The organism is Rugamonas sp. DEMB1, from assembly GCF_029834475.1.
Classification (GTDB): Bacteria; Pseudomonadota; Gammaproteobacteria; order Burkholderiales; family Burkholderiaceae_D; genus Rugamonas; species Rugamonas rubra.
Genome location: NZ_CP122407.1, coordinates 1,240,771 through 1,257,078, shown reverse-complemented (window position 1 = coordinate 1,257,078; position 16,308 = coordinate 1,240,771). Strand labels below are relative to the sequence as shown.

The 16,308-nt window shown below is 68.9% G+C and carries 16 protein-coding genes; 13 read left to right on the top strand and 3 right to left on the bottom strand.

Annotated features, from left to right (window positions below; genetic code table 11):
* Positions 1–24 precede the first annotated feature (24 nt).
* Entirely contained in the window at positions 25–297 is a 273-nt protein-coding gene (locus QC826_RS05745) for an oxidative damage protection protein (protein ID WP_093384368.1), read from the top strand.
* Positions 298–388: 91 nt separating this feature from the next.
* Here QC826_RS05745 and rpiA read toward each other — a convergent pair whose 3' ends face one another.
* Complete coding sequence (gene rpiA / locus QC826_RS05740; protein ID WP_279764761.1) at positions 389–1,066, bottom strand: ribose-5-phosphate isomerase RpiA; 678 nt, start codon at positions 1,064–1,066, stop codon at positions 389–391.
* 231 nt (positions 1,067–1,297) lie between these two features.
* On the opposite strand from rpiA, the gene QC826_RS05735 reads away from it, so the two are divergent.
* The 4 genes from QC826_RS05735 (at position 1,298) to QC826_RS05720 (ending at position 4,283) form a co-directional block, all read left to right on the top strand.
* Positions 1,298–1,663, top strand: a complete 366-nt coding sequence (locus tag QC826_RS05735) for a response regulator (protein ID WP_279764760.1) — start codon at positions 1,298–1,300, stop codon at positions 1,661–1,663.
* A gap of 1 nt (position 1,664) precedes the next feature.
* Positions 1,665–2,291: a chemotaxis protein CheC gene (locus QC826_RS05730; protein ID WP_279764759.1), complete on the top strand. Its 627-nt coding sequence runs from the start codon at positions 1,665–1,667 to the stop codon at positions 2,289–2,291.
* Positions 2,288–3,253 carry a diguanylate cyclase gene (locus QC826_RS05725; protein WP_279764758.1) on the top strand — a complete coding sequence of 322 codons (966 nt, stop codon included), beginning with the start codon at positions 2,288–2,290 and terminating at the stop codon, positions 3,251–3,253. Before QC826_RS05730 ends, QC826_RS05725 begins: the two co-directional genes overlap by 4 nt.
* Before the next feature lie 277 nt (positions 3,254–3,530).
* The gene (locus QC826_RS05720) at positions 3,531–4,283 is read left to right on the top strand and encodes a PEPxxWA-CTERM sorting domain-containing protein (protein ID WP_279764757.1); all 753 of its coding nucleotides are present in this window, start codon (positions 3,531–3,533) and stop codon (positions 4,281–4,283) included.
* Positions 4,284–4,414: 131 nt separating this feature from the next.
* Here QC826_RS05720 and eda read toward each other — a convergent pair whose 3' ends face one another.
* Entirely contained in the window at positions 4,415–5,038 is a 624-nt protein-coding gene (eda, locus tag QC826_RS05715) for a bifunctional 4-hydroxy-2-oxoglutarate aldolase/2-dehydro-3-deoxy-phosphogluconate aldolase (protein ID WP_279764756.1), read from the bottom strand.
* Between the two features lie 2 nt (positions 5,039–5,040).
* Positions 5,041–6,963, bottom strand: a complete 1,923-nt coding sequence (gene edd / locus QC826_RS05710; RefSeq protein WP_279764755.1) for a phosphogluconate dehydratase — start codon at positions 6,961–6,963, stop codon at positions 5,041–5,043.
* 284 nt (positions 6,964–7,247) lie between these two features.
* On the opposite strand from edd, the gene pgi reads away from it, so the two are divergent.
* The 8 genes from pgi to QC826_RS05670 all read left to right on the top strand — a co-directional run bounded on the left by pgi (position 7,248) and on the right by QC826_RS05670 (position 16,308).
* Positions 7,248–8,897, top strand: coding sequence for a glucose-6-phosphate isomerase (gene pgi, locus QC826_RS05705; protein ID WP_279764754.1), 1,650 nt, complete (start codon positions 7,248–7,250; stop codon positions 8,895–8,897).
* A gap of 13 nt (positions 8,898–8,910) precedes the next feature.
* On the top strand, positions 8,911–9,804 hold the full coding sequence (locus tag QC826_RS05700; protein WP_279764753.1) for an SMP-30/gluconolactonase/LRE family protein: 894 nt from the start codon (positions 8,911–8,913) through the stop codon (positions 9,802–9,804).
* A gap of 239 nt (positions 9,805–10,043) precedes the next feature.
* Positions 10,044–11,516 carry a glucose-6-phosphate dehydrogenase gene (gene zwf / locus QC826_RS05695; protein ID WP_279764752.1) on the top strand — a complete coding sequence of 491 codons (1,473 nt, stop codon included), beginning with the start codon at positions 10,044–10,046 and terminating at the stop codon, positions 11,514–11,516.
* Between the two features lie 30 nt (positions 11,517–11,546).
* The gene (locus tag QC826_RS05690; protein ID WP_093384393.1) at positions 11,547–12,401 is read left to right on the top strand and encodes an SIS domain-containing protein; all 855 of its coding nucleotides are present in this window, start codon (positions 11,547–11,549) and stop codon (positions 12,399–12,401) included.
* 73 nt (positions 12,402–12,474) lie between these two features.
* Positions 12,475–12,855, top strand: coding sequence for a DUF6404 family protein (locus tag QC826_RS05685; protein WP_279764751.1), 381 nt, complete (start codon positions 12,475–12,477; stop codon positions 12,853–12,855).
* Positions 12,852–13,823, top strand: a complete 972-nt coding sequence (locus tag QC826_RS05680; protein ID WP_279764750.1) for an alpha/beta hydrolase family protein — start codon at positions 12,852–12,854, stop codon at positions 13,821–13,823. The genes QC826_RS05685 and QC826_RS05680 overlap by 4 nt, the downstream gene beginning before the upstream one ends.
* A 54-nt stretch (positions 13,824–13,877) precedes the next feature.
* Positions 13,878–14,813 carry a transaldolase gene (gene tal / locus QC826_RS05675; RefSeq protein ID WP_093384396.1) on the top strand — a complete coding sequence of 312 codons (936 nt, stop codon included), beginning with the start codon at positions 13,878–13,880 and terminating at the stop codon, positions 14,811–14,813.
* 241 nt (positions 14,814–15,054) lie between these two features.
* Entirely contained in the window at positions 15,055–16,308 is a 1,254-nt protein-coding gene (locus QC826_RS05670; RefSeq protein ID WP_279764749.1) for an efflux RND transporter periplasmic adaptor subunit, read from the top strand.

The window sequence follows — 16,308 nt, the reverse complement described above, 5'->3', positions numbered from 1 at the left end:
CATCCCGCATTAGGAGCACCTAAGATGGCCCGCACTATTCATTGCATTAAACTCAACAAGGACGCCGAAGGCCTCGACTTCCCGCCGTATCCGGGCGCCCTGGGCGAGCGGATCTACAAGGAAGTCTCGAAGGAGGCGTGGGCCGCCTGGCTCAAGCACCAGACCATGCTGGTCAACGAGAACCGCCTGAACCTGGCCGACCTGCGCGCGCGCAAATACCTGGCCACGCAGATGGAGAAGCACTTCTTCGGCGACGGCGCCGACGCCGCCATGGGCTACGTGCCGCCGACGGAATAAGCCGCCGCGGCGGCCGCGGCCGCACGCAAACAAGGGCGCCCCGCTTCGCGGCCGGGCGCCCTTGTTGTATTCCGCGCGGCGTATTTGCCGCTTAGAAGGTCAGCGTGCGCACGCCGTCGGGCGTGCCGAGCAGGCAGACGTTGGCGCCGCGCTGGGCGAACAGGCCGACGGCGATGACGCCGACGATCTGGTTGATGCGCTGCTCCAGCGCCACCGGCTCGGCGATCGCCAGGCCGGCGACGTCGATGATCATGCCGCCGTTGTCGGTGATGAAGGCCTCGTCAGTGCCCGGCTTGAGGCGCAGCTTGGGCTGGCCGCCCAGCGCGGCGAGCTGGCGGGTGACGGCGGCGCGCGCCATCGGCAGCACCTCGACCGGCAGCGCGAACTTGCCCATGGTCTCGACCAGCTTGGAGCCGTCGGCGATGCAGACGAAGCGCTTGGACACCGAGGCGACGATCTTCTCGCGCGTCAGCGCCGCGCCGCCGCCCTTGATCATCGCGCCGGCGGCGGTGATCTCGTCGGCGCCGTCGATGTAGACGGCGATCTCGGCGACGTCGTTGAGGTCGAACACGGCGATGCCGTGGCCGGCCAGGCGCGCCGCCGTCGCCTCGGACGAGGCCACCGCGCCCTTGATGCGCTGCTTGATCTTGGCCAGCTCGTCGATGAAGAAGTTGGCGGTCGAGCCGGTGCCGACGCCGATGATTTCGCCGTCGACCACGTAGTCGATGGCGGCGCGGGCTACTGCTTGTTTCAATTCGTCTTGGGTCATGATGGGTTCTAAAGGTGGGGGGAAGCGGGGCGCGCCGGCACGGCCGGCGCGCGCGATGGCGCTATTTTAACGGATCGCCCGCCGACGCCGCCCTTTTCCGCTCGGAATTGCGCTGCGGCAACGAGCGTTCCCGCCGATGTCGCAGACTGGCACAAGGCCCGCGCTTGCGCCCCAGCGCGCGCCGCGAGTGTGCGAAAATGGGCCAGCCAGCCACCGCCCCGGGGAGATGCCATGCCGAGTAAAACCGTCCTGATCGTCGACGACAGCCGCGTCTCGCGCATGATGGCGCGCCAATACATCCTGATCCTGCGCGCCGACTGGCGGGTCGAGGAGGCCGCCACCGGCGAGCAGGCGCTGGAGCAGGCCGAGGCCGTCGCGCCCGACCTGGTGCTGATGGACGTCAACATGCCCGGCATGGGCGGCATCGCCGCCGCCGAGCTGCTGCGGCGGCGCTATCCGGCGCTGCCGATCTCGCTGCTGACGGCCAACGTGCAGAGCGCCACGCGCGAGCGCGCCAGCGCGCTGGGCATCGGCTTCATGGAGAAGCCGATCACCGAGGCGCGCATCGCCCAACTGCTGGCCGTGCTGGAGGACTAGGATGTTCACCCTGAGCGAACTGGAAAACGACGCCCTGGTCGAGATCTTCAACATCGGCGTCGGCCAGGCCGCCGCCTCGATGAGCGCCATCGTCAACGAGGAGGTGCGCATGTCGGTGCCGTCGATCAGCTTCATGCACCGCGCCGCCGCCGCCGCCCTGCTCGGCGCGCCCGGCGGCGAGCGCGAGCGCATCTGCGGCGTCAGCCAGCACTACCGCGGCGCCTTCAGCACCGAGGCGATCCTCATGTTCCCCGAGGACAAGAGCCTTGAGATCGTCCGCCTGATGGTCGGCGAGGGCGTGCCGCTGCAGGAGCTGTCCGAGATGGAGCAGGAGGCGATGTGCGAGATCGGCAACATCATCCTCAACTCCTGCGTCGGCACGCTGGCCAACCTGTTCCAGCGCGAGCTGCAGGGCTCGCTGCCGAGCTACCACGTCGGCACCAGCGACGAGATCCTGACCGCCTCGGGCAGCCCGGCCGACACCGTGGTGCTGATGCTGCACATCGACTTCGTGCTGGAGAAGCACCAGATCCACGGCTACGTCGCCTTCATCCTCGACCTCTCGGCGCTGCACGACATGCAGGAGCAGATCGACCTGTACATCGCCCGCGCCATGGGGCAGGCATGAGCGGCGCGGCGGCCCCCGCCGGCCTGCTCGAGGGCGTGCTGGCGAGCATCAACCTGGGCGCCGTCGTGCTCGACGGCGCCCACCGCGTCGCCCTGTGGAACGACTGGATGGGCCGCCACGCCGGCGCGCCGGCCGCCGGCGTGCTGGGCCGCGACCTGTTCGAGCTGTACCCGGCGCTGCGCGGCCAGCGCGTCCACAGCGCCGTCGAGCAGGCGCTGCGCAACGGCTTCGGCTCGCTGCTGTCGCAGTCGCTCAACAAGGCGCCCTTCCCCCTGTTCGCCGACGCCCAGGCGGCGGCGCGCGGCGAGCGCCTGCAGCAGGCCGTCGAGGTCACCCCGCTGGCGCTGGCCGGCGCCGGGCGCCACTGCCTGATCCAGATCAGCGACGTCAGCGTCGCCGTCGCCCGCGAGCGCCTGCTGCGCGAGCAGGCCATGGTGCTGCGCTCGCAGACCTTCGCCGACGGCCTGACCGGCATCGCCAACCGGCGCCACTTCGACGTGGCGATGGAGCGCGAGCAGCGCCGCGCCAAGCGCGGCGGCAGCGCCCTGTCGCTGCTGATGATCGACATCGACAACTTCAAGTCCTACAACGACCACTACGGCCACCAGCAGGGCGACCAGTGCCTGATCCAGGTGGCCGCCGCGCTGGCCGCCGTGCTCAAGCGGCCGTGCGACCTGATGGCGCGCTACGGCGGCGAGGAGTTCGCCATGATCCTGCCCGACACCGACGCCGCCCAGGCCGTGCTGATGGCCGAGGGCGTGCGCCTGCGCACCATCGAGCTGGCCATCGCCCACGTGCCGGGCATGCACCGCGAGGCCTGCGTCACGGTCAGCGTCGGCATCGCCACCCAGCCGGCCGGCGCCGCGCTCGACGCCGCCGCCCTGATCGGCGCCGCCGACCGCGCCCTCTACCTGGCCAAGCGCAGCGGCCGCAACCGCGTCGAGGCGCAGCCGGCGCTGTAGCCGCGACAGCGGGGCGGGGCGGGACCGCGCGAAGTGTTGCGCGAAGAACTACAACTCCCCTAGCCCGGCCACCGTCAAGCGTTGTATTTTCACCATTGCCGGAGGCCAACTGACGGCCGCCGCGCCCCTCCCGCAGAGTGACAATTGGAGAGAATCGATGGAGCCCCGGTGTCAACAATGATATTCCAGCAAGAAACATTCGATAGACATTCGACAATAAAAGCTCTATCTTTTCGTGACCACTTACATAAAAGGGGTTACAAAAATGAACAACTTCATGACACGCAGCATCACCGCCGGCACCCTGGCCCTACTGGCCTTCGGCGCCCAGGCGGCGCCCACCGTGCTGGTCGTCGGCACCGACAACGGCGGCGGCTCCACCACCGACATCGCCTCCTGGCTGATGGCCTCCGCCCAGTTCAGCTCGGTCACGGCGCTCGACACCACCTCGGTCTCCTTCGCCACCATGTCGGCCTACGACGAGGTGCTGTTCTTCACCAACCACGGCGGCGACCCGGTCGGCAACGGCGACGCCCTGGCCAGCTTCGCCGCCACCGGCAAGCGCCTGGTCGTGTCGACCTTCTCCTACGCCGAACAGGGCAGCAACACGCTGGCCGGCGCCTTCCTGTCGGGCGGCTACTCGCCCTTCACCTCGCTCGGCGGCTCGCTGTACTCCACCGCCTCGATGGGCGCCAACGACGCCTCGGCGCTGTTCACCGGCGTCGCCACGCTGAGCAACTACTACCGCGACAACGTCGTCGCCGCCGCCGGCGCCACCCTCAACGCCAGCTACGACGACGGCGTGGCGCTGGTGGCCACCAAGGGCAACGTGATCGGCGTCAACGTCTTCCCGGACGACAGCTTCGGCGGCGTCAGCGGCGACCACCGCCAACTGTTCGTCAACGCGCTGTCGGTGCCGGTGGCCGCCGTGCCGGAGCCGGAAACCTACGCCATGCTGCTCGCCGGCCTGGGCCTGGTCGGCGCCGCTGCGCGCCGGCGCCGCCAGCCGGCCGAGCCGGTCGCGGCCTGAGCGCCGGCGCGGCCCATGCCGCAAACCGGCCCGCACAACGAAAAAACGACGCCATCCGGCGTCGTTTTTTCGTTGACCGCCGCGCCCGTCGGACGCGGCCGGCCCGGCGGCTGGCGCCAGGCCGGGGCCGCTTAGCGCAGGCCGCTGGCCGCCTTGGCCAGCTCGGTGATGCGCTCCCAGTTGCCAGCGGCGATGGCGTCCTTCGGCGTCAGCCAGGAGCCGCCGACGCAGGCCACGTTCTTCAGCGCCAGGAACTGCGAGGCGGTCTCCTGCGAGATGCCGCCGGTCGGACAGAAGGTCACGTCCGGCAGCGGGCCGCCGATGGCGCCGAGCATGCCCACGCCGCCGGCCGGCACGGCCGGGAACAGCTTGAGCTGCAGGAAGCCCTGCTCGCGCGCCGCCATCACCTCGGACGGCGTCATCACGCCCGGCAGCAGCGGCAAGCCGCTGCTCTTGGCGGCGGCGACCAGCGCGGCGGTCAGGCCGGGCGAGACGCCGAACACGGCGCCGGCGTCGCGCGCAGCGGCGAACTCCTCGGGCCGGGTCAGGGTGCCGACGCCGACGATGGCGCCCTCCACCGCGCTCATGGCGCGGATCGCCGCCAGGCCGTGCTTGGTGCGCAGGGTCACCTCCAGCACGCGGATGCCGCCGGCCACCAGCGCGCGCGCCAGCGGAACGGCGTGGTCGGGGTCGTCGATCGCGATCACCGGGATCACGGCCGAGGTGCGCATAATGTCGAGTAGTGTCATGGTCATGGTCAGGCTTCTTTCTTCATCGAGAAATCTTCATCGGAACCGGGCATGGTCTCGCCCACGGTGGCGCCATCGTGCAGGGACACGGTGGTCGGAATCGGCGACGGCAGCGCGAAGCTGGTGGCGCCCTGCTCGGCCGCGCTGACGGAGTTGCGGAACATGGCGAACAGCTCGCGGCCCATGCCGACGTTGTTGGGCGACAGGTCGGCGGTGGCCAGCGCGCGCGCGTGCCACACCTCGGACGGCACCAGCGCCTCCAGCGTGCCGGTCGCCGCGTCGAGGCGGATGATGTCGCCGTCGCGCACCAGGCCGAGCGGACCGCCGGCCAAAATCTCCGGCGAGACGTGGATCGCCGCCGGCACCTTGCCCGAGGCGCCGGACATGCGGCCGTCGGTGACCAGGGCGACATGGCGGCCGGCGTCCTGCAGGTTGGCCAGCGCCGGCGTCAGCGCGTGCAGCTCGGGCATGCCGTTGGCGCGCGGGCCCTGGAAGCGCAGCACGGCGACGAAGTCGCGGTCCAGCTTGCCGGCCTTGTAGGCGGCCATGAAGGCCTCCTGCGAATTGAACACCAGCGCCGGCGCCTCGACCGAGCGGTGCTCGGGTTTGACGGCGGAGACCTTCATCACGGCGCGGCCCAGGTTGCCCTTCACCAGGATCATGCCGCCGTCCGGCGCGAACGGCGCCGAAGCCTTGCGCAGCACCTTCTCGTCGCCGCTTTCCAGCGGCGCGTCGCGCCACACCACGCCCTTGCCGCCCTCGCCCAGGAAGGGCTCGGCGCAGTGCGCGCGCAGGCCCTTGCCGAGGATGGTGGTGACGTCGTCGTGCAACAGGCCGGCGTCGAGCAGTTCGCGGATCACGAAGCCGGTGCCGCCGGCGGCGTGGAAGTGGTTGACGTCGGCGTCGCCGTTCGGGTAGATGCGGGTCAGCAGCGGCACCACGGCCGACAGCTCGTTGAAGTCGTCCCAGTCGATGACGATGCCGGCCGCCTTGGCGATGGCCACCAGGTGCAGCGTGTGGTTGGTCGAGCCGCCGGTGGTGAGCAGGCCGACGATGGCGTTGACGATCGATTTCTCGTCGACGACGCGGCCGACCGGCAGGTAGTTGTCGCTCTGCGCGGTGATCAGCGCGGCGCGCTGGGCGGCGGCGGCGGTCAGCGCGTCGCGCAGCGGCGTGCCCGGCGTGATGAAGGCGGCGCCCGGCAGGTGCAGGCCCATCACCTCCATCAGCATCTGGTTGCTGTTGGCGGTGCCGTAGAAGGTGCAGGTGCCGGCGCCGTGGTAGGACTTGGCCTCGCCCTCGAGCAGCTCCTCGCGGCTCGCCTTGCCCTGGGCGTACAGCTGGCGCACCTTGGCCTTGTCGGAGTTGGACAGGCCGGTGGTCATCGGCCCGGCCGGCACGAACACGGCCGGCAGGTGGCCGAAGTGCAGCGCGCCGATCAGCAGGCCCGGCACGATCTTGTCGCACACGCCAAGGTAGACGGCCGAGTCGAACATATTGTGCGACAGGCCGACGGCGGTGGCCATGGCGATGGCGTCGCGCGAGAACAGCGACAATTCCATGCCCGGCTGGCCCTGGGTCACGCCGTCGCACATGGCCGGCACGCCGCCGGCGAACTGCGCCACCGCGCCCACTTCGCGCACCGCCTCCTTGATGATGGCGGGGAAGCCCTCGAAGGGCTGGTGCGCCGACAGCATGTCGTTGTAGGACGAGACGATCGCCACCGAGGGCTTGCGCACCTCTTTGAGCACCAGCTTGTCGTTGGCCGGGAAGGCGGCGAAGCCGTGCGCCAGGTTGGTACACGACAGGGCGCTGCGCTGCACGCCCTTGACGCGCGCGGCCTCGAGGTGGGCCAGGTAGGCGCCACGCGAGGGCTTGCTGCGCTGGATGATCCGCGCCGTTACGGTTTCGAGTACTGGATGCACCGCCATGATCGTTCCTTATGAATGAATTCCATGAAATTTTACTACAAAATTTCCTGAGCGCTGATCTTTTATTGCGCGCAAAGCCCAATTAGTGGCAAGAAACGCAACATGGATTGCCGACCGGATATGCCTCCGACCCATGGCGGTACAGGGATTTAGTCAAACTGTAGTGAATTTACCTGTTTTTCATGTATTATCGAATAATATGATCGTCCTGGCGCCGCACGAGCTGTGTTTCGGCATGCGCGCCGGCCTCCATCCACCCCGCTAATCCAACGCCGCCGACCATTATGCGCCAGCCCGCCATCACCGCCACCGCCAGTTTCCAGGCCTTCGAATCCCACGCCGTCGAGGCCAAACACTGGCAGATGCGCCAGTTGTTCGCCGCCGATCCGCAGCGCTTTCCCAAGCTGACGGTCGACGCGGCCGGCCTGTTCCTCGACTATTCGAAGAACCGCGTCGACGCCACCACCGTCGGGCTGCTGCTCGACCTGGCGCGCGAACGCGGCGTCGAGGCGCAGCGCGACGCCATGTTCGCCGGCGAGAAAATCAATCTTACCGAACATCGCGCGGTGCTGCACACAGCGCTGCGTCTGCCGCGCGACAAGGCGCTGGTGGTCGACGGCCAGGACGTCGTCGCCGACGTCCACGCCGTGCTCGAACACATGCGCGACTTCAGCGACCGCGTGCGCAGCGGCGCCTGGCTGGGCCACAGCGGCAAGCCGATCACCGACATCGTCAACATCGGCATCGGCGGCTCCGACCTGGGACCGAAGATGGTCTGCCTGGCCCTGCGCTCCTACGCCCACCCGCGCTTGAAGATGCACTTCGTCTCCAACGTCGACGGCCACGACATGGACGCCGTGCTGGAACAGGTCGACCCGGCCACCACCCTGTTCATCGTCGCCTCCAAGACCTTCGTCACCGCCGAGACCATGCTCAACGCGCAGACCGCGCGCAGCTGGTTCCTGCGCCACGCCAAGGAGGACGAGCTGGCGCGCCACTTCGTCGCCGTCTCCACCAACACCGGGGCGGTCAAGGCCTTCGGCATCGACCCGGCCAATATGTTCCCGTTCTGGGACTGGGTCGGCGGCCGCTACTCGGTCTGGTCGTCGATCGGCCTGGCGGTCGCGCTGTCGGTCGGCTTCGGCTACTTCACCGACTTCCTGGCCGGCGCCCACGCCATGGACCAGCACTTCCAGGAAGCGCCGCTGGAGGAGAACATGCCGGTGCTGCTGGCCATGGTCGGCTTTTGGAACCGCCAGTTCCTCGGCTGCTCCTCGCTGTCGATCGCGCCCTACCACCAGGACCTGAGCCGCTTCCCGGCCTACCTGCAGCAGCTCGACATGGAGAGCAACGGCAAGCGCGTCACCAAGGGCGGCGTGGAAGTCGACGTGCCGACCTGCCCGGTGGTGTGGGGCGAGTGCGGCACCAACGCGCAGCACGCCTACTTCCAGCTGCTGCACCAGGGCAGCGACGTGACGCCGATCGACTTCATCGCCGCGCTGCGCCCGACCCACGACCTGCCCGGCCACCACGACTCGCTGCTGGCCAACTGCTTCGCCCAGTCCGAGGCCTTCATGACCGGCAAGACCGGCGACGAGGTGCGCGCCGACCTGCGCGCGCAAGGCCTCGGCGAGGTGGAAGCCGAAGCGCTGGTGCCGCACAAGACCTTCCCCGGCAACCGCCCCAGCAACACCATCCTGATGGACCAATTGACGCCGCCGCTGCTGGGCGCCCTGGTCGCGCTGTACGAGCACAAGACCTTCGTCCAGGGCGTGCTGTGGGACGTCAACAGCTTCGACCAGTGGGGCGTCGAACTGGGCAAGGTACTGGCCAAGAACATCCACCACGAACTGACCGGCGAGATCGCGCCCGAGCGCCACGACAGCTCGACCAACGGCCTGATCATCATGGCCAAAGCGGCCCAGCATATTTAAACGAAGGCGCACCATGAGCAAGCACAACATCGACACCGTCAGCGACAAGGCCATGCAGGTCGGCGAATGCCCGCTGTGGCATCCCGAGGAACAGGCCCTGTACTGGGTCGACATCGAGGGTTTCGCCGTGCACCGGCTCGACCCGGCCAGCGGCGAGCGGCGCGAATGGAAGATGTCCAGCGAGCCGTCGGCGCTGGCGCGCAGCGAACAGGGCGGCCTGGTGATCGCGCTGCGCCGCGGCTTCGTCCACCTGAACACCGAGAGCGGCGCGCTGAGCGACATCGCCGCCGCGCCCTACGACACCGCCACCACCCGCTTCAACGACGGCCGCGCCGACGCCGCCGGCCGCTTCTGGGTCGGCACCATCTTCGAGCCGCGCGACCGCCAGGCCGCCGAGATGTTTGTGCTCGAGCGGGGCCAGATCCGCAAGGTCTGGTCGGGCGGCATGACGGTCTCCAACGGCCTCGGTTTCAGCCCGGACCAGCGCACGCTGTACCACGCCGACACCACCGCGCACCGCGTCACCCGCTACGCCTTCGACCTGGCCGGCGGCACCGTGGCTGACCAGCAGTTGGTCAAGCAGTTCTCCACCGACAAGGCGAACAACTACGGCGGCCGTCCCGACGGCGCCGCCGTCGACAGCGAGGGCAACTACTGGTGCGCCATGTTCGAGGGCGGCCGCGTGCTCAAGCTGTCGCCCGAAGGCGAGATCCTCGACGAGATCGCCCTGCCGGTGCGCTGCCCGACCATGCTGGCCTTCGGCGGCGCCGACCTGCGCACCCTCTACATCACCAGCGCCAGCTACAAGCGCTCGGCCGAGGAGCTGGCGCAGTACCCGCTGAGCGGCCGCGTGCTGTCGGTGCAAGTCGATGTTGCGGGCCGCGCCGAACCGGCCTACATTGAATGAATCGTGGCCTGAAGCCGGCGCGCCGGTGAGGCCCGCAGCACCCCAGAGCCAAATCAGGGTCAGACCCTAGGGTCTGACCCTGGCTTTGCGGGGTTGGGGGTTGCCAGCCGCACCGCTCAAGCAAGCAACGCCCACACCCAATTTGTAGTAAATTTTCTTGCCTTACCCGTATTCATGTAGTAAATTTACACAACCCCTAGTAGCACTCCTCCGGCACCCACTTACTGCGATTTCATATTATGGCTCTTACCGATTTTGACCTGGTTCTGTTTGGCGGCAGCGGCGATCTGGCGATGCGCAAACTACTGCCCGCGATGTACGCGCGCGACGTCGCCAACGACCTGCCACCGACCTCCCGCATCATCTGCGTGGGCCGCCAGGACTGCTGCCAGGAAGACTTCCTGAAAACCGTCGAGGCCACCTCTCGACCGCACATCAAGGCGCCGGCCGTCACGCCGGCCGCCTGGGCCAAGTTCACCGCCCGCATCGTCTACGTTTCGCTCAACGCCACCGACGCCGGCAGCTACGCGCCGCTGGTCGAGGCGCTGCGCGCCGACCCGGCGCTGACCCGCGTCTACTACCTGGCCACGCCGCCGCACCTGTTCGCGCAGATCTGCGACAACCTGGCCGCCAACGAGCTGGTCACGCCGAACTCGCGCGTGGTGCTGGAAAAACCGCTGGGCCGCGACCTGGCCTCGGCCAAGCAGATCAACGCCGAGGTGGGCAAGGTGTTCGCCGAGTCGCAGATCTACCGCATCGACCACTACCTGGGCAAGGAGACCGTGCAGAACCTGCTGGCCCTGCGCTTCGGCAACATCCTGTTCGAGCCGCTGTGGCGCCGCGAATGGATCTCCGACGTGCAGATCACCATCGCCGAAAAGCTCGGCGTCGGCAACCGCATGGGCTACTACGACACCTCCGGCGCGCTGCGCGACATGCTGCAGAACCACCTGCTGCAACTGCTGTGTATCGTCGCCATGGAACCGCCCACCTCGATCGCGCCGGACGCCGTGCGCGACGCCAAGCTGCAGGTGCTGCGTTCGCTCAAGAAGTTCACCCCGACCACGCTGGCGCAGAACATCGTGCGCGGCCAATACCGCGCCGGCCACGTCGACGGCCAGGCCGTGCCGAGCTACCGCGACGAGCCGGACGCGCCGGAACACTCGCGCACCGAGACCTTCGTCGCCATGAAGGCGGAGATCGACACCTGGCGCTGGGCCGGCGTGCCGTTCTACCTGCGCACCGGCAAACGCATGGCCGACAGCCTGGCCGAGATCGTCGTGCGCTTCAAGCAGATCCCCCATTCGATCTTCAACCAGCCGACCTCGAGCTTCCAACCGAACTCGCTGGTGATCCGCCTGCAGCCCGACGAGGGCCTGCGCATGAACCTGATGGCCAAGACGCCGGGCGACGGCATGCGCCTCAAGCCGGCCGAGCTGGAACTGGACTTCCGCGAGTCGTTCAAATCGCCCCGCATGGACGCCTACGAACGCCTGCTGCTCGACGTGCTGCGCGGCCAGCTGACCCTGTTCATGCGCGGCGACGAGCTGGAGGCGGCGTGGGAATGGGTCGAACCGATCCTGACCAACTGGGAGCAGGACGACAGCATGCCGATCCCGTACACCGCCGGCACCTGGGGCCCGGCCGCCGCCAGCGCGCTGATCGGCCGCGACGGCCTGCAGTGGCGCGAAGAAGCGCTGCCGGAAGATTAATAGAGGACTCATCATGGCAGCGAAAAACTAATGCTACTCGACTCGATCCGCACCCAGCTCGACTCGCTCTCCAAGTCGGAGAAGAAGGTCGCGCAGGCGGTGCTGGAGCATCCCGACCTGATCGTCAGCCAGAACATCACGGCGCTGGCCAAGAGCGCCCAGGTGTCCGAGCCGACGGTGGTGCGCTTTTGCCGCACCCTGGGCTACGACGGCTGGCACGAGTTCAAGCTCAAGCTGGCCCAGGGCCTGGCCCTGGCCCTGCCCGGCCTGAACGAGCAGCCGGCGCAGGACGACCTGGCGGCCGACCTGGTCAACAAGATCTGCAGCCGCTCGATCAACACCCTGCTCGACCTGCGCAACAACCTCAACGCCGAGGCGGTGCAGCAGGCGCTCGACATCCTGTCGCGCGCCAACAAGATCGAGTTCTACGGCCAGGGCACCTCCGGCATCGTCGCCGCCGACGCCCAGCACAAGTTCTTCCGCTCCGGCGTGCCGACGGTGGCCTACGCCGACCCGGCCATCCACAGCATCGCCGCCGCCCTGCTGCGCGCCGGCGACGCCGTGGTGGCCATCTCGCAGCGCGGCAACAGCCCGGCGCTGGTGCGCTCGGTCAAGCTGGCGCGCCGTGGCGGCGCCGACGTCATCGTGCTGGCGCCGTCGGGCACGCCGCTGGCCGACATGGCCACCGTGCTGATCCCCATCGACCTGATCTTCAACACCGACCCGTACACGCCGATCTCGGCGCGGCTGGCCTACCTGGTGGTGATCGACGTGCTGGCGGTCGGCCTGGCGCTGCAACGCGGCCCCGAGTTCCGCAAGAAGATGCAGAACGCCCAGAAGGCGCTGCAGGAGTTCGACCTGCAGTTCGATTCCTTCATCGGCTGACTGGCCGCGCCGCTGTATTTGTGTCAATATTGGCACTTGATCCAACAGCAAGCGGCCGGCGCCGCCGTATTCCATGACCAGCCCATCCCGCGCGGCCCGCGAGCTGCAACGCGAGCGCGCCCTGCGCTACCTGTACGACATCAAACGCATCCGCCGCACCACCTCGGCGCCGCTGGCCTTCCGCCTGCTGTGGCGCTTCGGCGTCGACCTGGCGCCGCCGCACTTCAACCGCTTCCTCGTCAACGCGACCTTCTTCGGCGGCTTCTTCGGCGTGTTCTGGTGGATCATCATGTGGCCGCTGGTCTGGCTGCGCGACGGCACCCCGCTCGCCACGACCTTGCTGGCGGCGCTGGGGGTGGCGGCCTTCTTCGGCCTCAGCATGGCGGCCTACTATCGCCACGACGCGCGCAAACGCGGCGTGCCTCCCATGGACCAACTGCCGCTGGCCGAATGACCGTCCGCGCCGGCTGCCGCAGCGCGCAGGTGGGCGACGCCGAGCGCGGGCTGAGCTTCCCCCTGCTGCTGTTCTACCCCACCGACGCCGCCGAGGCGCCGCTGGCCTTCGGCCCCTATTCGATCGACGCCGCCGCCGACGCCGCGCCGCTGCCGGGCCAGTACCCGCTGCTGCTGCTCTCGCACGGCGGCGGCGGCACGCCGCTGGCCTACCGCGAGCTCGCCCTGTTCCTGGCGCGCAGCGGCTACATCGTCGCCCTGCCCGAGCACGCCGGCAACAACCGCCACGACAACGCGCTGGAGAACAGCGACGAGAACCTGCTGCGCCGGCCGCGCCACCTACAGCTGAGCATCGACGCCGTCCTCGCCGACGCCCACCTGGCGCCCCACGTGAGGCCCGGCGGCGTCGGCGTGATCGGCCATTCGATGGGCGGCTACAGCGCCCTGGCCCTGGCCGGCGGCACGCCATACAACCGCGCCGGCCAGCCGCTGGCCACCGCCAGCGACCCGCGCGTGGCGGCGTTGGTGCTGCTGGCGCCGGCCGCCGCCTGGTTCATGGCGCCCGGCGCGCTGCGCCGGGTCGACCTGCCGGTCCTGCTGCTGACCGCCGAGCACGACCATATGACGCCGCCCTGGCAGGGCGAGCTGGTGCGCACCGGCGTGGCGCGGCCCGCGCTGGTCGAGGCCGAGACCATCGCCAACGCCGGCCACCACTCCTTCCTCTGCCCGTTTCCACCGGCCATGCTGCGGCCCGGCTTCGTGCCGGCGCACGAACCCGCCCGGCTTCGACCGGCCGCGCTTCCAGCTGCAACTACAGACCCGCCTGCTGGCCTTCCTGGCCGCCCGCCTAGCACGCGCCCAAGCGAACAACTGATACGGATTTGCGCAAATTTGCGCAAATCCGCTCGATTCCCCTATCCGCCACGACGGCTGCGCGTTTGTGCCCACGTTTGCCGGACAATCAGCTAAGATAATAAAACCGACATCGAAAAAGTCAGCTCACCCACCCATTTGGCCCCGCACATGAACCAACTCGAACAGCTCAAGAAATTCACCACCGTCGTCGCCGACACCGGCGACTTCCAGTCGATCAAGGCCTACACGCCGCGCGACGCCACCACCAATCCCTCGCTGATCCTGAAGGCGGTGCAAAAGGACGAGTACAAGCCGCTGCTGGCCAAGGCCGTGCGCGACAACCCCGACGCCTCCACCGGCGACGTCATCGACCACCTGCTGATCGCTTTCGGCGGCGAGATCCTGAAAATCGTCTCCGGCCGCGTCTCGACCGAGATCGACGCCCGCCTGTCCTTCGACACCGACGGTTCGGTGGCCAAGGCGCGCGAACTGATCCACCTGTACGAAACGGCAGGCTTCGACCGCGAGCGCGTGCTCATCAAGATGCCCGCCACCTGGGAAGGCATCCGCGCCGCCGAAATCCTGGAGAAGGAGTGCATCCACTGCAATATGACGCTGCTGTTCTCGCTGAGCCAGGCGATCGCCTGCGCCGAAGCGGGCGCCCAGCTGATCTCGCCCTTCGTCGGCCGCATCTTCGACTGGTACAAAAAATCCACCGGCATCGACTACGTCGGCGCCGACGACCCGGGCGTGCAGTCGGTCAAGCGCATCTACAACTACTACCGCAAGTTCGGCTACAAGACCGAGGTGATGGGCGCCAGCTTCCGCAACACCGGCCAGATCCTCGAACTGGCCGGTTGCGACCTGCTCACCATCAGCCCCGAGCTGCTGCAACAGCTGGCCGACAGCGACGCCCCGGTCGGGCGCAAGCTCAGCGCCGACGCCGCCCCCGCCGCCAGCATGGTCAAGATGTCGCTCGACGAGAAGGCCTTCCGCTTCATGCTCAACGAGGACCAAATGGCCACCGAGAAGCTGTCCGAGGGCATCCGCGCCTTCTGCGCCGACTCCGGCAAGCTGAAACAGATCATCTCGGCGATGCGCTGACGCGTCCGCGCGCCGGCCGCCTCGGCCGGCGCCACGCAACACGGGCGGGAGCGCGGCGGCAACGCCGCCCTCCCGCTTTTTTCATGGCCGGCCGCCGCAACCGTTTGCGCCACCGAAATTGCGGTAATTTAAGGTACAAAACGTTACATTTAAGCCTGTACTACAATGTTGCAACCTTGTCCCGCACCCACCCCGTCGCGGGCGGAGCACGTTCAACAACATTACTTTTTACGAGACTTCCATGAGATCAGTCCCTCGTTACACGGCCGTTGCCGCCGCCGCCCTGACCCTCGCGCTGCTGGCCGCCTGCGGCGACAAGGGCGCCAACGGCGCCGGCGGCCCGCCGCCGCCGGCCACCGTTGCCGTCATCACCGTCGCCCCCGCCGCCGTCACCCTGAGCGCCGAACTGCCCGGCCGCGTCGAGGCCTCGCGCATCGCCCAGGTGCGCGCGCGCACCGCCGGCATCGTGCTGCAGCGCGCCTTCAAGGAGGGCGGCGAGGTCAAGGCCGGCGAGGTGCTGTTCCGCATCGACCCGGCCAGCTTCCAGGCCAGCTACGACAGCGCCCAGGCGGCCGTCGCCAAGGCCGAGGCCAACCTGGCCCAGTCCGAGTTGAAGGTCAAGCGCTACAAGCCGCTGCTGGCCGCCCAGGCGGTCAGCCAGCAGGAGTACGACGACGCCGCCACCGCGCAGAAGCAGGGCGCCGCCGACCTGGCCACCGCCAAGGCGGCGCGGCAGAACGCCGGCCTGACCCTGGGCTACGCCACCGTCACCGCGCCGATCTCCGGCCGCATCGGCCGCGCCCTGGTCACCGAGGGCGCGCTGGTCGGCCAGGGCGAGGCCACCGCGCTGGCCGTGGTCCAGCAGCTCGATCCGATCTACGTCAACGTCACCCAGTCGTCCACCGAGCTGCTGCGCCTGCGCCAGCAACTGGCCAGCGGCAAGCTGAAGAGCGCCGGCGCCGACCAGGCCAAGGTCACCCTGGTGACCGAGGACGGCCAGGTCTACCCGCACGCCGGCAAGCTGCTGTTCGCCGACGTCTCGGTCGACGAGAGCTCCGGCGCCGTCTCGCTGCGCGCCGAGTTCCCCAATCCGAACCGCACCCTGCTGCCCGGCATGTACGTGCGCGCCCGCCTCGACCAGGGCGTCAGCGAGGCCGCCATCGTGGTGCCGCAACAGGCCGTGGTGCGCGGCGCCGACGGCGCCTCGGTGATGCTGGTCGGCGCCGACAACAAGGTCGCGCCGCGCCCGGTCAAGGCCGACACCGCGCAGGGCCAGAACTGGATCGTCACTTCCGGCCTGCAGGGCGGCGAGCGCATCATCGTCGAGGGCTTCCAGAAGGCCAAGCCGGGCGCGCTGGTCAAGCCGGTGCCGTGGGCCGGCCACGCCGCCGCCGGCGCGGCCTCGGCTTCGGCGTCGGCCCCGCCAGCGTCCGCTCCGGCCGCCTCGGCGCCGCCGGCCGCCGCCGCCGCCGCCGCCGCCGCCGCGTCCAAATAA

What these genes read in the sequence shown, in the direction of transcription:
- QC826_RS05745 (WP_093384368.1), top strand. Translation starts at nt 25, where the DNA reads ATGGCCCGCACTATTCATTGCATTAAACTCAACAAGGACGCCGAAGGC.
- rpiA (WP_279764761.1), bottom strand. Translation starts at nt 1,066, where the DNA reads ATGACCCAAGACGAATTGAAACAAGCAGTAGCCCGCGCCGCCATCGAC.
- QC826_RS05735 (WP_279764760.1), top strand. Translation starts at nt 1,298, where the DNA reads ATGCCGAGTAAAACCGTCCTGATCGTCGACGACAGCCGCGTCTCGCGC.
- QC826_RS05730 (WP_279764759.1), top strand. Translation starts at nt 1,665, where the DNA reads ATGTTCACCCTGAGCGAACTGGAAAACGACGCCCTGGTCGAGATCTTC.
- QC826_RS05725 (WP_279764758.1), top strand. Translation starts at nt 2,288, where the DNA reads ATGAGCGGCGCGGCGGCCCCCGCCGGCCTGCTCGAGGGCGTGCTGGCG.
- QC826_RS05720 (WP_279764757.1), top strand. Translation starts at nt 3,531, where the DNA reads ATGACACGCAGCATCACCGCCGGCACCCTGGCCCTACTGGCCTTCGGC.
- eda (WP_279764756.1), bottom strand. Translation starts at nt 5,038, where the DNA reads ATGACCATGACACTACTCGACATTATGCGCACCTCGGCCGTGATCCCG.
- edd (WP_279764755.1), bottom strand. Translation starts at nt 6,963, where the DNA reads ATGGCGGTGCATCCAGTACTCGAAACCGTAACGGCGCGGATCATCCAG.
- pgi (WP_279764754.1), top strand. Translation starts at nt 7,248, where the DNA reads ATGCGCCAGCCCGCCATCACCGCCACCGCCAGTTTCCAGGCCTTCGAA.
- QC826_RS05700 (WP_279764753.1), top strand. Translation starts at nt 8,911, where the DNA reads ATGAGCAAGCACAACATCGACACCGTCAGCGACAAGGCCATGCAGGTC.
- zwf (WP_279764752.1), top strand. Translation starts at nt 10,044, where the DNA reads ATGGCTCTTACCGATTTTGACCTGGTTCTGTTTGGCGGCAGCGGCGAT.
- QC826_RS05690 (WP_093384393.1), top strand. Translation starts at nt 11,547, where the DNA reads ATGCTACTCGACTCGATCCGCACCCAGCTCGACTCGCTCTCCAAGTCG.
- QC826_RS05685 (WP_279764751.1), top strand. Translation starts at nt 12,475, where the DNA reads ATGACCAGCCCATCCCGCGCGGCCCGCGAGCTGCAACGCGAGCGCGCC.
- QC826_RS05680 (WP_279764750.1), top strand. Translation starts at nt 12,852, where the DNA reads ATGACCGTCCGCGCCGGCTGCCGCAGCGCGCAGGTGGGCGACGCCGAG.
- tal (WP_093384396.1), top strand. Translation starts at nt 13,878, where the DNA reads ATGAACCAACTCGAACAGCTCAAGAAATTCACCACCGTCGTCGCCGAC.
- QC826_RS05670 (WP_279764749.1), top strand. Translation starts at nt 15,055, where the DNA reads ATGAGATCAGTCCCTCGTTACACGGCCGTTGCCGCCGCCGCCCTGACC.